Origin of the sequence: Salinicola halimionae (genome assembly GCF_003206065.1) — a bacterium.
Lineage (GTDB): Bacteria > Pseudomonadota > Gammaproteobacteria > Pseudomonadales > Halomonadaceae > Salinicola > Salinicola halimionae.
This window is the reverse complement of record NZ_PZJQ01000003.1, coordinates 19,324-34,334: the sequence shown is the minus strand read 5'-3', so window position 1 is coordinate 34,334 and position 15,011 is coordinate 19,324. Positions and strand designations below refer to the sequence as shown.

The window sequence follows — 15,011 nt, the reverse complement described above, 5'->3', positions numbered from 1 at the left end:
CTGTCGAGACGGGTCATCCCGTGCCTTCTCGCAGGGCCGCGCTCGTGGCCAAGGAACCTGAATGAGTTTTGAGTATTCGCTACGTTGGGTCGATACCCCGGAAGAGTTGCAGGCCGCTCATGACGCGCTGATCAAGGCGGATATCGTGGCGCTGGATACCGAGTTCTTCCGCGAATCCAGTTTCTTTCCGGTGCCGGCGCTGCTTCAGCTGACGGCAGGAGACGTGGTCTATCTGATCGATCCGAAGGCGGTGGCGGTGAGCGAGGCGTTCCAGCAGTTGCTGAGCGGAGGCCCGCTGAAGCTGATTCATGCGTGTAGCGAGGATCTCGACGTGCTGTCGCTATGGGCGGGCGTCACTCTGGCACCACTGGTGGATACCCAGGTTGCCGAATCCTTCCTGGGCACCGATGCGGCAATGGGCTATCGAAGGCTGGTCGCGCAGCGCTGCGGCGTTGATCTGCCCAAGGAAGAGACGCGTTCCAACTGGCTCGACCGGCCGTTGACACCGGCCCAGCTCGATTACGCCGCGCTCGACGTGGTGTTTCTCCCGGCGATCTGGGAGCAGCAGCGCCAGGCGCTGATTCAACTGGGGCGCGAGGATTGGCTTGCAGAGGAGTGCGCGGCGCTGAGCCTGGGGCGCGATGAGGCTTCCCACGAACAGTGGTACACCCGACATCGCCAGCTATGGCGCCTGACGCCGCGCCAGGTCGAGGCGTATCGTGAACTCACGCTCTGGCGCGAGGGCGAGGTGCGGCGCCGCGACGTGCCGCGCGGGTGGCTGGTCAAGGACAACCTGCTGTTCGCGATCGCCGAAGCGATGCCCCAGAATCGCTATGAGCTGGCGGCCATCGACGGCATGACACCCGGTCTGATCAAGCGCGAGGGCGACGCTCTGCTGGCGCTGGTGAAGACGGCTCAACACCGCGACGAAGCCGAGCTTGGCAAACCGTTGCCGGTGCCGACCACTCCGGCGTTCAAGCGTCGGCTCAAGGCATTGAAGCAGATCGTGCAGGCTTGCGCCGAAACGCTGGGCGTGGCCCCCGAGCGACTCGCCAATCGGGCGGAAATGGAAACGATAGTCACCGCTCATCTCGACCAGGCGCCGTTGCCGTTGCCGAGCGGATGGCGCGGACAACAGCTTTCGGCGGACTGGCAGCAGGCGCTCGCCGAGCAGGCCTCGGCATGAACGAGTCTGGTCATGGCATGAGTCAGCCTGATCATGGCGTGAACGGGTCCGATCGGTTGATTTGCGAGGTGGTCAAGAGTCCGCGGCGCGATGAAATGTATCTCTACCTCGACAAGACCCAGGGCATGGCGCCAGTGCCAAAGGCGTTACGCGAGCATTTCGGCCCGCCGATTCCCGTGATGACGATGTTGTTGCGGTCCGAGCGCCCGCTGTCTCGCGTCGACGTGGTCCGCGTCATGGCTGACATTCGCGAGCAAGGCTTCTACCTGCAGATGCCGCCGGCCAAAGACCCCGAAATGCTGGACTTGTTCACCCCGCGAGATGTTTGATCCCGACGGAACATGACGCAGATTCGCGGCAAGACCAGGTTCCCAACCCCAGTGAGGAGATCGATATGCGCGAACGATTCTGGGAGCGCTTTTCTCTCGAGGAACTGACGCAACCCGAGTGGGAGGCGCTCTGCGACGGTTGCGGCAAGTGCTGCCTGGTCAAGATGGAAGACGCGGATACCGGGGATGTCGCCACTCTCAACGTTGCATGTCGTCTGCTGGACATCGATAGCTGTCGCTGCAGTGACTACGATCATCGGTTTGAAAAAGTGCCGGAGTGCACTCAGCTTAGCCTGAGCAATATCGATGAATTCCACTGGCTACCGCATAGCTGCGCTTACCGACGTCTTGCCGAGGGAAGGAAGCTGGCGAGTTGGCATCCGCTGCGCAGTGGCAACGATCGCCGCATGCACGAGCGCCAGATGAGCGTTCGCCATTTTGGCGTCAGCGAAAACGATGTCGATGAGGCCGACTATGAGGGGCATATCATCGACATCATTCCGCTCGACGAGCGGCCCTAGGCCCGGGGCGAAACGACCTGCGCTTGGCCGTATTGGGCATGGGAGCACGGGGGGTTAAAGGTCGCTCCCTGGGGCGTTTGCGGCCGGCTTCTCCTCTGCCGAGTCAGACGATGCCACGTCCAGTCCCAGTGCCCATAGCACGAAAGCATCCTGCCGCGCGTTATCCCGCCACGCCTTGAATCGGCCTGAGGCACCGCCATGCCCGGCCGCCATGTCGGTTCGAAGAATGACGGGTCCTCGGGCACTGCCGAGTTCGGTCATGCGCGCGTAGAGCTTGGCGGGCTCCCAGTATGGAACGCGCGAATCGTGCCAGCTGCCCTGCAGCAGTACGCTGGGATAGGGCTGGGCGGTGAGGTTGTCGAGCGGTGAATAATCGCGAATGCGTCGTCGGGCCGCGGGTTCGTCCGGATTCCCCCATTCGGTATATTCCGCCGTGGTCAGCGGTAGGTCGGGGTTTTCCATGGTGCGCAGGACATCGACGAAAGGCACGTCGAGGATGGCCGCGCAGAATGCCTCGGGCTCGAGATTGAGACTTGCCCCGACCAGCAAGCCGCCGGCGCTGGCGCCGTAGGCTGCGATCCGGTCCGGATCGGAAAGGCCGTCCTGCACCAGGGCATGACGCGCTGCGAGAAAGTCTTTGAAGCTATTTTCCTTGTGTTCGAGTTTGCCCGCCAGATACCACGGTTCGCCACGATCGCCGCCACCACGCACATGAGCGACGGCGAAGGCGACGCCCCGTGAGAGTAGCTCCAGACGCGCAATCGAGAACCAGGGGTCCAGCACTTCGCCATAGGCCCCGTAGCCGTAAAGTAGCGTTGGCATCGGCGACTGGCCGAGCATGTCGGCTCTCGCCACCACCGAGACGGGAACCCGTTCGCCGTCGTGGCCCTCTGCCCAGAGCCGGCGGCAGGCCAGGTCTTCCGGCCGCAGATCGCCATAGAGAGGCTGGGTCTTGAGCAGGCACTGCTCTCCGCTGTCGAGATCGTGCTCGAGCCAGCGTCCCGGCAGCGTGAAGGACTCTTCGCGCAGTAGCAGCTTGCGGGTCTGGAAGTCCGGCGTATCGCCGAGCGCCAGACTGCAGGGCGCATCAAACAGGGGAAGCCGCTCGCCGAGAAGCTCGTTCTCCGGCAATGCGGCGACGGCAGGCTTGTCACTGGACTGTCCGTCGTCGAGCGTCAGTTCGATTACACGCAGATAGACCTGAGCCTCGTGATGGTCACGCTCGGTAACGACGAGGCCCCAGTCAAAGGCATCGACGCCCTCCAGCGTGACGTCGTCTCGGTGTGGGATCAGCGGCGTCCAGGCGTCCGGCCGGGAGACCGGCGCGCTATCCAGTCGAAAATGCGAGCCGTCGCGGTTATGCAGCACATAGAATGTGTCGCCGCGATGCTCGAGCGCGTATTCGATCCCGGTTTCTCGCGGTCGCACGCAAGCCGGCGGCGTCAGCGGGGCATGGGCCGGAATCAGGTGACACTCGGCAGTGTCCTTCGAGGCAGTTTCCAGCATCAGCCACTGGCGCGAGCGGGTCTTGCCCAACCCGACCCAGAATTCGACGTCGGTCTCTTCGAAGACCTTCTCGCTGTGATCGTCCTCGGGGCGCAGTAGCCACACGCTGGCTGGACGCTGCGTGGCGTCGTACCGAGTGAAGAACAGGGTGCGGTTGTCTTCCGCCCATACCAGATCCGGACCGATGCGCCGGCGCAACCGTTGCGGTTCGCCGTCCGGCAATCGTTTCAGGTAGAGATCGAAATACTCGTTGCCGCTGGCATCTTCGGTCCAGGCTAGCCATTGCTCGTCCGAGGAGATCGCCATCTCGCCGAGCTCGAGAAAGTCATGAGCCTGTGAGCGCGCCTCGAGATCGAGCAGCAGCTCGGAGGCACCGGTGCTGTCTACTGGCTGGCGCCACCATAGCGGATAGTCGGCGTCGCCGGCGGTTTCACTCCAGTAACGAAAGCGTTTCAGCGTCGTCGGCAGACCGATGACCTTGAGTTCCCGACGGGCCAGATGGCCGTCGTAGAGGGCGTCCTCGAGCGTCTTGAGGGGAGCGAAGAACGTGTCGCTCTCGCGGTTGGCGGAGCGCAGAAAAGCTTTGACCTGGGGATCGTCCCGCGACTCCAGCCAGTGCCAGTCAGGATCGTCACTGCGGCGAAAGTGAATCGCGGGAGGCGTCGATGTTGTCTGCGAGCGGGGCATAATCGGGCTGGATCCTTGCGAGCAGGGTGGGTCAGACCCGGCGTGTTGTGATGAATTCGGACAGAGGTATGTTCGAGTCGTGATAAGTTCGGGACGATGAAGTTCGAAACCCTGTCCAGTGAAAAAACGGCAACGCATCGCCAGCCACGTGGTCCGCATCCCGAGAGAGGTTCATGCCGCTCAAACGCCATTGCGGCTGTGCTTTCCCGCCTTGAGCTGTGCTTTTTCGGCCTGAAGTGTACCATGGCACAAATCGTATGAATCGAGAGTCATTACCATGCTGTTTTCCGATTCCCTGCCGCAGCTCTGGCTGAGTTATGGCGTGTTGTCTCTGATCGTTCTGGTCACCGGTTATCTCGGCGTGCGGCTACTGCCACGGTTGCCGCGCTTGATGCTGTTGGGCGCCGTCGCCGGTAGCTTGTGGATGGTGGCACCCTTTTCGTTGCCGCTGTTGCAGCCGGGGGAGACCTACTCCGGTATGGCGCCGGCTATCGTGGTGATGGCGGTGGGGGTCGTTCAGCATGATGGTGGCCAGGTTGGCAGTGCGGCTCCTCTGTTGCTGCTGGGCGCGGCAATCGGCGCCGCCCTCGGGCTTGTGGCCTGGCGCCTGCTGCGTCGCCGCCACGATGATGATGCTAACGACGGTCCGGGCGCCGGGCGCAAGCAAGCCCGGCGCAAGGGCGTGGAGGCGCGGCGGAAGACGGGCCCGAGGCGCGCGGCCCGCGGCAGAGACGAGGCGGGACGAGGCAAGCCTGGCGGCCGGCGCGAGCCAGTCGTCAACTGATTGCGCGGCTATGAGTGCGTGGACGGGGCGATTTTCGTCTCGTTCTGGTGTGGGTTTCGACAAGGAAGCGAGAAATGCGGGCGTTGCTGTTGATTGTGATCCTGGTGGCAGGGCTTGTTCCCACCTGGGCGTCGGCGCAGTCCGCGCCGGACGTTCGGATGGTCGTCGACGTGTCCGGCAGCATGAAGCAGAACGATCCTCGAAATCTCCGTGTCGACGCGCTGGGACTTGCCGCGACACTGCTGCCCCCCAGCGCCCGCGGGTCGATCTGGACGTTCGGCACGACAGTCTCCAATCCACTGCCGAGCGGTGAGGTCGTCGATGCCTGGCGCCAGCGTGCCAGCGATATGGCTCCTCAACTGACCGATTATCAGCAGTTCACCGATATCGAGCGCGCGCTACGCCAGGTGGCGAACGCCGGCCCGGATAGCGCCAACCGGCATCTGATCCTGTTGACTGACGGCATGGTCGATCTGCCAACCGTCGGTAGCGACAAGACTCGTCAAGACAGCGACTCCCGTCAGCGCATCATCCGCGAGCTGGCGCCGGAACTGGCCTCACGCGGGGTCGTCGTCCATCCTATCGCGCTTTCCGACAACGTCGATCTGCCGCTGCTCGAGCAGATCGCGCAGACCACTGGCGGGCTGGCAGCGGTCGCCAACACGCCGGAAGAACTGTTGCGGGCGTTTCTGGATGTACTCGACCGTATTCTTCCCGGCGATCAGGTGCCCATCGATGAGCAGCAGCGATTCAGCGTCGATGACGATATCGACGAGTTCAACGCCTTGCTGTTTCACGCGCCGGGCGTGGATTCGCCGGTTCTGGTCGGTCCCGATGGTCGACGCTACTCGCGCGATGATCACCCGGGCTCGGTGGAGTGGCAGAGCAGTGATCGGTACGACCTGATCACAGTGCCCGATCCGACCCCGGGCGAATGGCGAGTCGAGGGCGACATCGGTGCCGACAGCCGAATCGGTATCCAGGCCGACACCGTACTTCGGGGTGATCAGCTCCCGGCGACTCTCTACCGAGGTTTCTCGACACCGCTGGACGTATGGCTGGAAGCCAGCGGCGAGACGTTGAACGTCGACTCACGTCCCGAGGGGCTGAGTGTTAGCGCCGAGCTCCGTGATCTCGACGGTACCTCCCTCGCCGAGGCGGCGCTGCCGCCGTCCGACGATCATTTCCGCGGCGCGTTACCGGGTGTCGAGCAGCTCGGCAATGCGCGTCTGACCATCACCGCACGCAGCGACCGCATGATTCGTCAGCAAGTGCAGACCGTAAACGTGGTAGCGGCGTTGAGCGCCGTGCTGAGTCCCGATGGCACCACCATTGTGGTCCGCGCCAATCACCCGGATCTCAACGTCGACAATACTCAACTCAGCGCAAGCCTGACTGGCCGGTCGCTCGGCGTTCGCCAGACAGGCGATCGTGAATGGACGATCGCGGTACCGCAGACGGACCCCGGACAGTCGTTGCCGGTGGAGATTGCCGCCGATGCTCAGCTTGATGGGCGCAAGCTGCATTTCGACCTTCCGGTGGTGCGGCTCAATCCCGACGCCGCCGTCGGCTTGAGCGGCGCGGATCTCGAGCGCGGCATTACCAGCGAATCTCGCGAGCAGGATGACAGTGTGGGGAGTGGTGACGACGACAGTGACCATTTCGCCGATGGTCTGACCGCTTCCCAGATGGCCGACATTGCGGTCGACAAGACGCGGCAAGGCTGGCGATTCGCCAAACCCTACCTGGAAACTTATGCGCAACGTCCTGTCACGTGGATCGTCATCGCGATCATTCTTCTGTTATGGGTGCTGCTTCGCTGGCGGGGCGCGGTCAAACGGCGCCGACTGGCCCGGCGTTCGGAGCCGTCGATCTGACGCTGGCGTTGAGCGTTAGACCTTGACGCCACGGTAGACCCGAGCGTCGGCAGGAGCCACGATCGACAACCGGGTCCAGTGAAGATGGGCCTTGCAGGCAGCGTTGTCGATCGCCTACCACCTTGGTGGCAGCGCCTTGCTGTCGTGATCCTGTTATAAGGACGATAACCGTCACGAATCAAGGAGATCCTATGAGCGATAGCGTCAGCCCGTGCATCGAAACGGGAGCGCCGCTGGATGGCATGGAGGCGTTCGAGTCGATCAACGACATCATCGCTGAAGCGTGCCGTCGCTTTGCGGACAAGCCGGCCTTCAGCTGTCTGGGTCATACCTTGCATTATCGTGACATCGATCGGCTCTCGGGCCACTTTGCCGCCTGGCTGCAGCAGAAGACCGATCTGGAGCCCGGCGATCGAATCGCGATACAGCTGCCCAACGTGCTGCAGTTCCCCGTTGCGGTATTCGGCGCCCTGCGCGCGGGGCTCGTGGTGGTCAACACCAATCCTCTCTACACCGAGCGCGAGATGCGCCACCAGTTTCGCGATGCCGGGGTCAAGGCTGTGCTGGTGCTGGCCAACATGGCTCACAAGCTCGAGAAGGTTCTCGATCAGACCGACATCCGACACGTCTACGTGACCGAAATGGCGGACCTCCATCCGTGGCCGAAGCGATCACTGATCAACGGTGTGGTACGCCACGTCAAGAAACTGGTGCCGGCCTATTCGCTTCCCGCTGCAGTGAGCTTCCGTGAGGTGCTCAAGGCGGGTAGCCGGCATTCGGCCGAGGTCGTGGCCAGTCGCGGCGATGACGTGGCGGCGCTGCAGTACACCGGTGGGACCACCGGCGTCGCCAAGGGTGCGATGCTGACCCACCGCAACCTCATCGCCAATATGCTGCAGACCCAGCAGCTTCTCGGCAAGACGCTCGAGGAAGGGATCGAGACCATCGTCGCGCCGCTGCCGTGCTACCACATCTACACGTTCACGGTGAACTGTCTGTTCGCGATGACGACGGGGCAACACAATATCCTGATCCCCAATCCGCGTGACATCGCCGGATTCGTCAAGACGCTGTCGAAGACGCCGTTCACGGTGTTCGTCGGGCTCAATACGCTGTTCAACGCGCTGTGTCAGCGTGACGATTTCAAGGCGCTCGATTTTTCGCGGCTCAAACTGACAATCTCCGGTGGCATGGCGCTGACCCAGACGGTAGCGCAGCGCTGGGAGCAAGCCACCGGGCATGGCATCGTCGAAGGTTATGGTTTGACCGAAACGTCGCCGATCGCACTGGTTAACCCTCCAGATGCCGCGCAGATCGGCACCATCGGCAAACCGGTGCCGGGCACGTCGATTCAGGTCGTCGACGATGACGGACGCGCCTTGCCACGCGGCGAGCGAGGGGAGCTCTGCATCAAGGGCCCGCAGGTCATGAAGGGGTATTGGAATCGTCCCGAGGATACCGCCAAGACGATCGATGACGATGGCTGGTTGCGAACCGGCGACATGGCCATCATTCAGGATGACGGCTACGTGAAGATCGTCGATCGCAAGAAGGACATGATTCTGGTTTCTGGCTTCAACGTTTATCCCAATGAAATCGAAGAAGTCGTTGCGAGTCATCCGGATGTCGTCGAAGTTGCTGCAGTCGGCGTGCCCGACGAGGAAACCGGGGAGGCGGTTAAGCTGTTCGTGGTGGCACGCGACGGCAGTCTCGATCCTCAAGCACTACGTCAGTGGTGCAAAAAGGAGATGACCGGCTACAAGGTGCCCAAGTTCGTGGAACTACGCGACGAACTGCCGAAGAGCAACGTTGGCAAGGTGCTGCGTCGAGAGTTGCGTGACGAGCCATCAAACGGCGATTCTTCGCGATCCGAGAAGCTTGATGACTTGGCCGGTGAGAAGACCGGTGACATGGCCGGTGAAAAGACCGATGCAACGGTCGATGAAAAGCCCGGTGATGGGCCGACAAAAACGAGCCGATCCTCTTCGGACGTGAGTTGATCCGCTGACGGCGCTACAATGACAGGTTCGTCACCGCCGTTGGTGGCGACCCTGTTTTCGCCGTTGTCTCGTCGACGTAGAGGATCTCTTGAGCGCTATCGCTTCCCCGTCTCTGCAATCCCTGAATGATCTGCAAACTCGCCTGGACGCCTGCCTGCTGCGCGATGCTCATGAACAGCGCCAGCGCCTCGAGCGCCTGGCTCGGCGTGCCCGTGACGGTAAGCCGATCGATCGATCGCTGAAGGAGATCGAGGCACGCCTGACAGCATCCAGCGACGCCGTCGAGCGTCGCCGGCGGCAGCCGGTGACGCTCGAATACCCTGAATCGCTGCCGGTCGCCGCCAGGCGCGAGACCATTCTCGAGGCGCTGCGCGAACATCAGGTCGTGGTCGTGGCGGGCGAGACCGGTTCCGGCAAGACCACTCAGCTACCCAAACTGTGCCTTGAACTGGGGCTGGGCAGGCGCGGGATGATCGGGCATACCCAGCCACGCCGGCTGGCGGCGCGCTCGGTGGCATCGCGGCTGGCCGAGGAGCTTCGGGTGCCGCTTGGCCAGCAGGTCGGTTATCAGGTGCGCTTCACCGATCAGAGCAGCGACGACACGCTGGTCAAGTTGATGACCGATGGCATTCTGCTGGCCGAGACGCAGCACGATCCGGATCTCATGCGCTACGAGGCGATCATCATCGATGAGGCTCACGAGCGCAGTCTCAACATCGATTTTTTGCTCGGTTATCTCAAACGCCTGACGGCGCGGCGCCCCGATCTCAAGGTGATCATCACCTCGGCGACCATCGACGTCGAACGGCTGTCCCGTCACTTCGCCATCGAACGCGACGGCAGGACGCTGCCAGCACCGGTGGTGGAAGTGTCCGGCCGGGCCTTTCCGGTGGAGGTGCATTACCGCCCGCTGGTGCGAGAGTCTCGGGAAGAGGAAGACCTGACGCTGCAGGAGGGCATTCTGGCAGCGGTCGACGAGATAGAACGCATCGAGCGCGGAAAACGCTGGTACAGCGGGCCGCGTGACATTCTGATTTTCCTGCCCGGGGAGCGGGACATTCGAGAGACTGCGGACCTGCTGCGGCGTGCCGAGCTCAAGAGCACTGAAATTCTGCCGCTGTATGCGCGGCTTTCCAACGCCGAGCAGAACCGGGTGTTCCAGACTCATGCGGGGCGGCGCATCGTGCTGTCCACCAACGTTGCCGAAACCTCGCTGACGGTACCGGGAATACGCTACGTGATCGACCCTGGCCTGGTCCGCATGAGCCGCTACAGCGCGCGCGCCAAAGTCCAGCGACTGCCGATCGAGCCGGTCAGCCAGGCCAGCGCCAATCAACGCAAGGGTCGCTGCGGACGCGTGGCCGATGGGGTCTGCCTGCGGCTCTATAGCGAAGAGGATTTTCTCTCCCGGCCCGAGTTCACCGAGCCCGAGATTCAGCGCACCAATCTGGCTTCGGTAATTCTATCGATGCTGTCGCTCAAGCTCGGTGACATATTCGATTTTCCGTTCGTCGACGCCCCCGATTCTCGCTTCGTCAAGGATGGCTACCGCTTGCTGTTCGAGCTGGGAGCGGTCGATGGCTCCGAGCGGATCACCGACCTGGGGCGGCAACTGGCCCGACTACCGATCGATCCTCGATTGGCGCGAATGGTGCTGGCCGGTGAGCGATTCCGGTGTCTGCGCGAAGTGCTGATCGTGGTCAGCGCACTGGCGGTCCAGGATCCTCGCGAGCGGCCGGCAGACAAACGCCAGGCTGCCGATCAACGTCACAAGCAGTGGGAGGATCCCAATTCAGACTTCGTGGCGCTGTTGAACCTATGGCATGGCTTCGATGCCACGCGCGAGACTTTGTCCAGCAGTCAGCTGCGACGCTGGTGTCGCGATCAGTATCTGAACTATCTGCGCCTCCGCGAGTGGCATGATACCTACCGCCAGCTGCGCCAACTGACCCGCGAGATGAAACTCGAGCTGTCATCCGCCATGCAGCCTCGCGAAGCCGCGTCGGTGCCGCCGACCGAACTCGATCCGACCACCTCGAACGGCGTTGCGGCGGCAGCTGGCCCTGGCGTTAACGCCGAGCCCGAGGGGCTGCCTCAGGTCGACACCCAGCGCTTGCATCAGGCGCTGCTTGCCGGTCTGCTCTCCAATCTGGGGCAGTTGCAACCGGAAAGCCGCGAGTTCCTGGGCGCGCGCAATCGACGCTTCCTGATTCATCCTTCATCCGGGCTGTCACGCAAGCCGCCCAAATGGGTCATGGCCGGCGAAATGGTGGAAACCAGCCGCCTTTATGCTCGCGACGCGGCGAGAATCAAGCCCGAATGGATCGAGCCCCAGGCGGCGCACCTGGTCAAGCACAGCTACAGCGAACCGCATTGGGAGCGCAAACGCGCCCAGGTCGTGGCGCTGGAGCAGGTGACGCTCTTCGGACTGCCGATCGTGACCGGACGCCGGGTCGACTACGCCAAGGTGGCGCCGGAAGAAGCGCGCGAGATCTTTCTGCGCCGCGCGCTGGTGGAAGGGGATTATCAGACCCAGGCGGCCTTCTTTGAGCACAATCGGGCGATGGTCGCCGAGGTCGAGAATCTTGAGGACCGGGCACGCAAGCGCGATATCCTGATCGACGAGGAAACGCTGTTCGGGTTCTACGACGGGCGGGTGCCATCGGAGGTCTCCAACGGGCGCAGTTTCGAGAACTGGCGCAAGCTCGCCGAGCGCGAGTCGCCGGACATCTTGAAGTTGGACAAGGCAGCGCTGATGGCGCGGGAGGCCGATGACGTCAGCGTCGAACAGTATCCGGATGAGCTTACGTTCAACGGCGTGCGCTACCCGCTGAGCTATCACTTTGCGCCAGGGGCCAACGATGACGGCGTCACCCTGACCGTGCCCGCGGTGATGCTCGCCCAGCTACCGGAAGGTCGCTTGTCCTGGCTGGTGCCGGGGCTGTTGCGGGAGAAATGCATTGCATTGCTCAAGGCATTGCCGAAGGCCATGCGCCGGCAGGTGGTGCCGATTCCGGATTGGGTCGATGCCGCGTTGGCAACCTTAGTGCCGGATGAGCGCCCGGTCGAGGAGGCACTGGGTGAGTTTCTGCGCATCAAGACCGGCACACGCCTGGACGCATCGACCTGGCGCCATGATCAGCTCGAGCCGCATCTGGTAATGAATCTGCGCGTCGTCGATCATACTGGCAAGGTGCTGGGCGAGGGACGCGACCTGCGCGCGCTGCAGACACGATTCGGCGAGGCCGCGGCGGAAGGGGCCAGGGCGCTGGCGGCAACGCCGCAAGAGATTACTGAACGTCTCGAGGACCTTCCCGAGACGGCGCTGCCAGCGTCACGCACGACTAGCCAGGCTGGTATTCAGGTCGAGGTCTATCCAGCCATGGTGGCAGAAGGCGATGGGTTGCAGATCGCCTGGTTCGATCATGCGGAACGCGCCGAGGCCGCACATCGTGACGGTATCGTTCAGCTGGGTCGGCGTCGGCTTTCCGACACGCTGCGCTACATCCAGCGCGAGCTGCCTGCGCTCAAGCAGTGCGCGTTGCTGTTCGCCAAGGTCGGCACGCAGGAACAACTTGCCCGTGATGTGATCGATGCCTGTCTGGCGCAGACATTGGGTGCCGATCCGCTGCCGCGTTCCCGCGAGGCGTTCGAGGTTCGTCTCGAGGCCTGGCGGGGTGAGTTGGTGGCCTATGCCGAAACACTGCTGAGCGATCTGCACAAGGCGCTCAAGGCGCATCTGGCGGTGACCAAGGCGTTGAAAGGCAATGTCACGCTGTCGCTCGCCCTGACCTACAGTGACCTCAAGGCGCAGATGCAGCGTCTCGTCTATCCCGGTTTCGTGCGCGATGCCGGGCCGTGGCTGTCGCACTATCCGAGATATCTGGAGGCGGCAGAAATGCGCCTCGAGAAAGCGCCTCGCGATCTGCGCCGTGACCAATTATCGATGCAGCAGGTCCAGGCTTGGGAGGCTCGGGTCGACGCCCGACGTCAGAGCACGTATCGCGACGGTATCGTCGACGCCGACCTGGTCGAGTTCGGCTGGTGGCTCCAGGAGTGGCGAGTCTCGCTATTCGCGCAGCAGTTGGGCACGCTCGAGAGCGTGTCGGAAAAACGGCTGGCGCGACGCTGGCAGGAAATAACCGGGCACGCCGTGTGAAAAGCAGGGTTCGCCACTGTGCATCCACCGGAGGTGGGTGCGCGTAAACCGTAAAAGCGGCGGATGCCGCGGGAGGTAATAGTCGATGACGCAAGCCGTGATTACCGCGACGGGCCTGTTCACCCCGCCGGACTCGATCGGTAACGCCGAGCTCGTCGCCAGCTTCAATGCCTGGGTCGATGCGGAAAACCGTCGTCAGACGGAAGCGATCACACGTGGTGAGCGTGAGCCTTTAGCGCATTCCAGCGAAGCGTTCATCGTCAAGGCGTCCGGTATTGAAAGTCGCTACGTGATGGAAGCCAGCGGTATTCTGGACCCTGAGCGCATGCGGCCACGGATTCCCGAACGAGCCAACGATGCGCTGTCGATGCAGGCTGAAATGGGCAAGGCGGCCGCCCAGCAGGCGCTTGGCAAGGCCGGGGTTCGTGCCGATCAGCTCGATCTGATCATTGTTGCCTGTTCCAATCTGCAGCGGCCCTATCCAGCGGTGGCCGTGGAATTGCAGGCGGCGTTGGGCGCGGGTGGCTACGCGTTCGACATGAACGTAGCCTGTTCCAGTGCGACGTTCGCCATCGATATGGCAACCAATGCCATTCGCGCCGGCAGCCTGGAGCGGGTGTTGGTGGTCAACCCCGAGATCTGCTCGGCGCATCTCAACTTTCGTGACCGGGATAGCCATTTCATTTTCGGCGACGCCTGCACTGCCATCGTCCTGGAAGCCGACCACCTGGCCCGGGATCGGGAACATTTCACGGTGCTTGGCACGCGCCTGGTCACTCAGTTTTCCAACGCCATCCGCAATAATTTCGGCTTTCTGAATCGTCTCGCGGATCAAGGTGGAGATGCTTTGGACAAGCTTTTCGTCCAGGAAGGGCGCAAAGTGTTCAAGGAAGTCTGTCCGCTGGTTGCGGCATTGATCCTCGAACATCTGGAAAGCCAGTCGTTGACGGGGGACTCCGTCAAGAAACTATGGCTGCATCAGGCCAATCGCCATATGAATGACATGATCGCTCAGAAGGTGCTGGGAAGAGAGCCGTCGTTGGAAGAAGCACCGATAATTCTGGACCGTTACGCCAATACCAGCTCAGCCGGATCGATCATCGCCTTCCACCTTCATCGGGATGACCTACAGGACGGGGACGTAGGGGTGGTGTGTTCCTTCGGTGCGGGCTACAGTGCGGGCAGTGTGATACTGCGTAAAGGGAATGCGTGTTGATGAAATCGATTCATTGGCTGGGCGGCGTCTGCATGGCAGCGGCGCTGAGTGGCTGCGCCTCGACGGGGGAGGAGTCCAATCCTCAAGATCCGTGGGAAGGCTTCAACCGGGGTGTCTATCAGTTCAACGATACTCTCGACCGCTATGCGCTGAAGCCGATTGCGCAGGGCTACGACACCGTGACACCGGATCCGGTTCAGGACGGCGTGGGTAACTTCTTCTCCAATCTGGGTGAGATTCGCACCGCTTTCAACAGCATCCTGCAGTGGCAGTGGGGCAATGCCGGCGTCGCGTCCGGGCGGTTCGTGGTCAATACCATTCTGGGCGTTGGCGGCGTGCTCGATCCGGCAACGCGAATGGGCCTTAACGAAAACGAGGAAGATTTCGGCCAGACCCTGGGCGTCTGGGGCTTCGATTCCGGCCCCTACCTGGTGCTGCCGGTCTTTGGTCCCAGTACGGTTCGTGATGCCAGCGGATTGCCGGTCGACGCTTACACCTATCCGGTGACTTACGTCGAGGATGACAAGTGGCGCTATGGCCTCACCTTCCTGCGCTTCGTGGATCTGCGAGCCGGTCTGCTCGAGCAGGAGAAGCTGATTCAGGGAGATCGCTACAGCTTCATTCGCGATGCATATCTGCAGCGTCGTCAGTTCGAGGTCACCAACGGTGCGGCGGGCAAGGATCCGTTTGCCAGTGGCGGTTTCGGTGACGATTTCGAATACAGTGAAGACGACTTCGCCGAGTAG

The 15,011-nt window shown here is 62.4% G+C and carries 10 protein-coding genes; 9 read left to right on the top strand and 1 reads right to left on the bottom strand.

From position 1 onward, the window contains the following. Positions 1–61 precede the first annotated feature (61 nt). The 3 genes from rnd (at position 62) to DOM27_RS04955 (ending at position 2,036) form a co-directional block, all read left to right on the top strand. Positions 62–1,186, top strand: a complete 1,125-nt coding sequence (rnd, locus tag DOM27_RS04965) for a ribonuclease D (RefSeq protein WP_110654976.1) — start codon at positions 62–64, stop codon at positions 1,184–1,186. A gap of 17 nt (positions 1,187–1,203) precedes the next feature. Further along, the gene (locus DOM27_RS04960) at positions 1,204–1,515 is read left to right on the top strand and encodes a YcgL domain-containing protein (RefSeq protein ID WP_110654975.1); all 312 of its coding nucleotides are present in this window, start codon (positions 1,204–1,206) and stop codon (positions 1,513–1,515) included. Between the two features lie 65 nt (positions 1,516–1,580). After that, entirely contained in the window at positions 1,581–2,036 is a 456-nt protein-coding gene (locus tag DOM27_RS04955; RefSeq protein WP_110654974.1) for a YcgN family cysteine cluster protein, read from the top strand. A 54-nt stretch (positions 2,037–2,090) separates the two neighbouring features. Here DOM27_RS04955 and DOM27_RS04950 read toward each other — a convergent pair whose 3' ends face one another. Beyond that, positions 2,091–4,229: a S9 family peptidase gene (locus DOM27_RS04950; RefSeq protein ID WP_110654973.1), complete on the bottom strand. Its 2,139-nt coding sequence runs from the start codon at positions 4,227–4,229 to the stop codon at positions 2,091–2,093. Between the two features lie 277 nt (positions 4,230–4,506). On the opposite strand from DOM27_RS04950, the gene DOM27_RS04945 reads away from it, so the two are divergent. From DOM27_RS04945 to DOM27_RS04920, 6 genes are all read left to right on the top strand, one after another. Beyond that, positions 4,507–5,013 (top strand): hypothetical protein, encoded by a 507-nt coding sequence (locus DOM27_RS04945; protein ID WP_110654972.1) that lies wholly within the window; start codon positions 4,507–4,509, stop codon positions 5,011–5,013. 74 nt (positions 5,014–5,087) lie between these two features. Next, positions 5,088–6,890: a VWA domain-containing protein gene (locus tag DOM27_RS04940; protein ID WP_110654971.1), complete on the top strand. Its 1,803-nt coding sequence runs from the start codon at positions 5,088–5,090 to the stop codon at positions 6,888–6,890. A 191-nt stretch (positions 6,891–7,081) separates the two neighbouring features. Further along, a complete protein-coding gene (locus DOM27_RS04935; protein WP_110654970.1) occupies positions 7,082–8,890 on the top strand; it encodes an AMP-binding protein in 1,809 nt (602 codons plus the stop codon). Positions 8,891–8,987: 97 nt separating this feature from the next. After that, on the top strand, positions 8,988–13,049 hold the full coding sequence (hrpA, locus tag DOM27_RS04930; protein WP_245392608.1) for an ATP-dependent RNA helicase HrpA: 4,062 nt from the start codon (positions 8,988–8,990) through the stop codon (positions 13,047–13,049). 85 nt (positions 13,050–13,134) lie between these two features. Beyond that, complete coding sequence (locus DOM27_RS04925) at positions 13,135–14,265, top strand: beta-ketoacyl-ACP synthase III (RefSeq protein ID WP_110654968.1); 1,131 nt, start codon at positions 13,135–13,137, stop codon at positions 14,263–14,265. Next, positions 14,265–15,011 (top strand): MlaA family lipoprotein, encoded by a 747-nt coding sequence (locus DOM27_RS04920; RefSeq protein WP_110654967.1) that lies wholly within the window; start codon positions 14,265–14,267, stop codon positions 15,009–15,011. The genes DOM27_RS04925 and DOM27_RS04920 overlap by 1 nt, the downstream gene beginning before the upstream one ends.

Coding starts and splice junctions, on each gene's coding strand:
- rnd (WP_110654976.1), top strand. CDS start 62: ATGAGTTTTGAGTATTCGCTACGTTGGGTCGATACCCCGGAAGAGTTG.
- DOM27_RS04960 (WP_110654975.1), top strand. CDS start 1,204: ATGAGTCAGCCTGATCATGGCGTGAACGGGTCCGATCGGTTGATTTGC.
- DOM27_RS04955 (WP_110654974.1), top strand. CDS start 1,581: ATGCGCGAACGATTCTGGGAGCGCTTTTCTCTCGAGGAACTGACGCAA.
- DOM27_RS04950 (WP_110654973.1), bottom strand. CDS start 4,229: ATGCCCCGCTCGCAGACAACATCGACGCCTCCCGCGATTCACTTTCGC.
- DOM27_RS04945 (WP_110654972.1), top strand. CDS start 4,507: ATGCTGTTTTCCGATTCCCTGCCGCAGCTCTGGCTGAGTTATGGCGTG.
- DOM27_RS04940 (WP_110654971.1), top strand. CDS start 5,088: ATGCGGGCGTTGCTGTTGATTGTGATCCTGGTGGCAGGGCTTGTTCCC.
- DOM27_RS04935 (WP_110654970.1), top strand. CDS start 7,082: ATGAGCGATAGCGTCAGCCCGTGCATCGAAACGGGAGCGCCGCTGGAT.
- DOM27_RS04925 (WP_110654968.1), top strand. CDS start 13,135: ATGACGCAAGCCGTGATTACCGCGACGGGCCTGTTCACCCCGCCGGAC.
- DOM27_RS04920 (WP_110654967.1), top strand. CDS start 14,265: ATGAAATCGATTCATTGGCTGGGCGGCGTCTGCATGGCAGCGGCGCTG.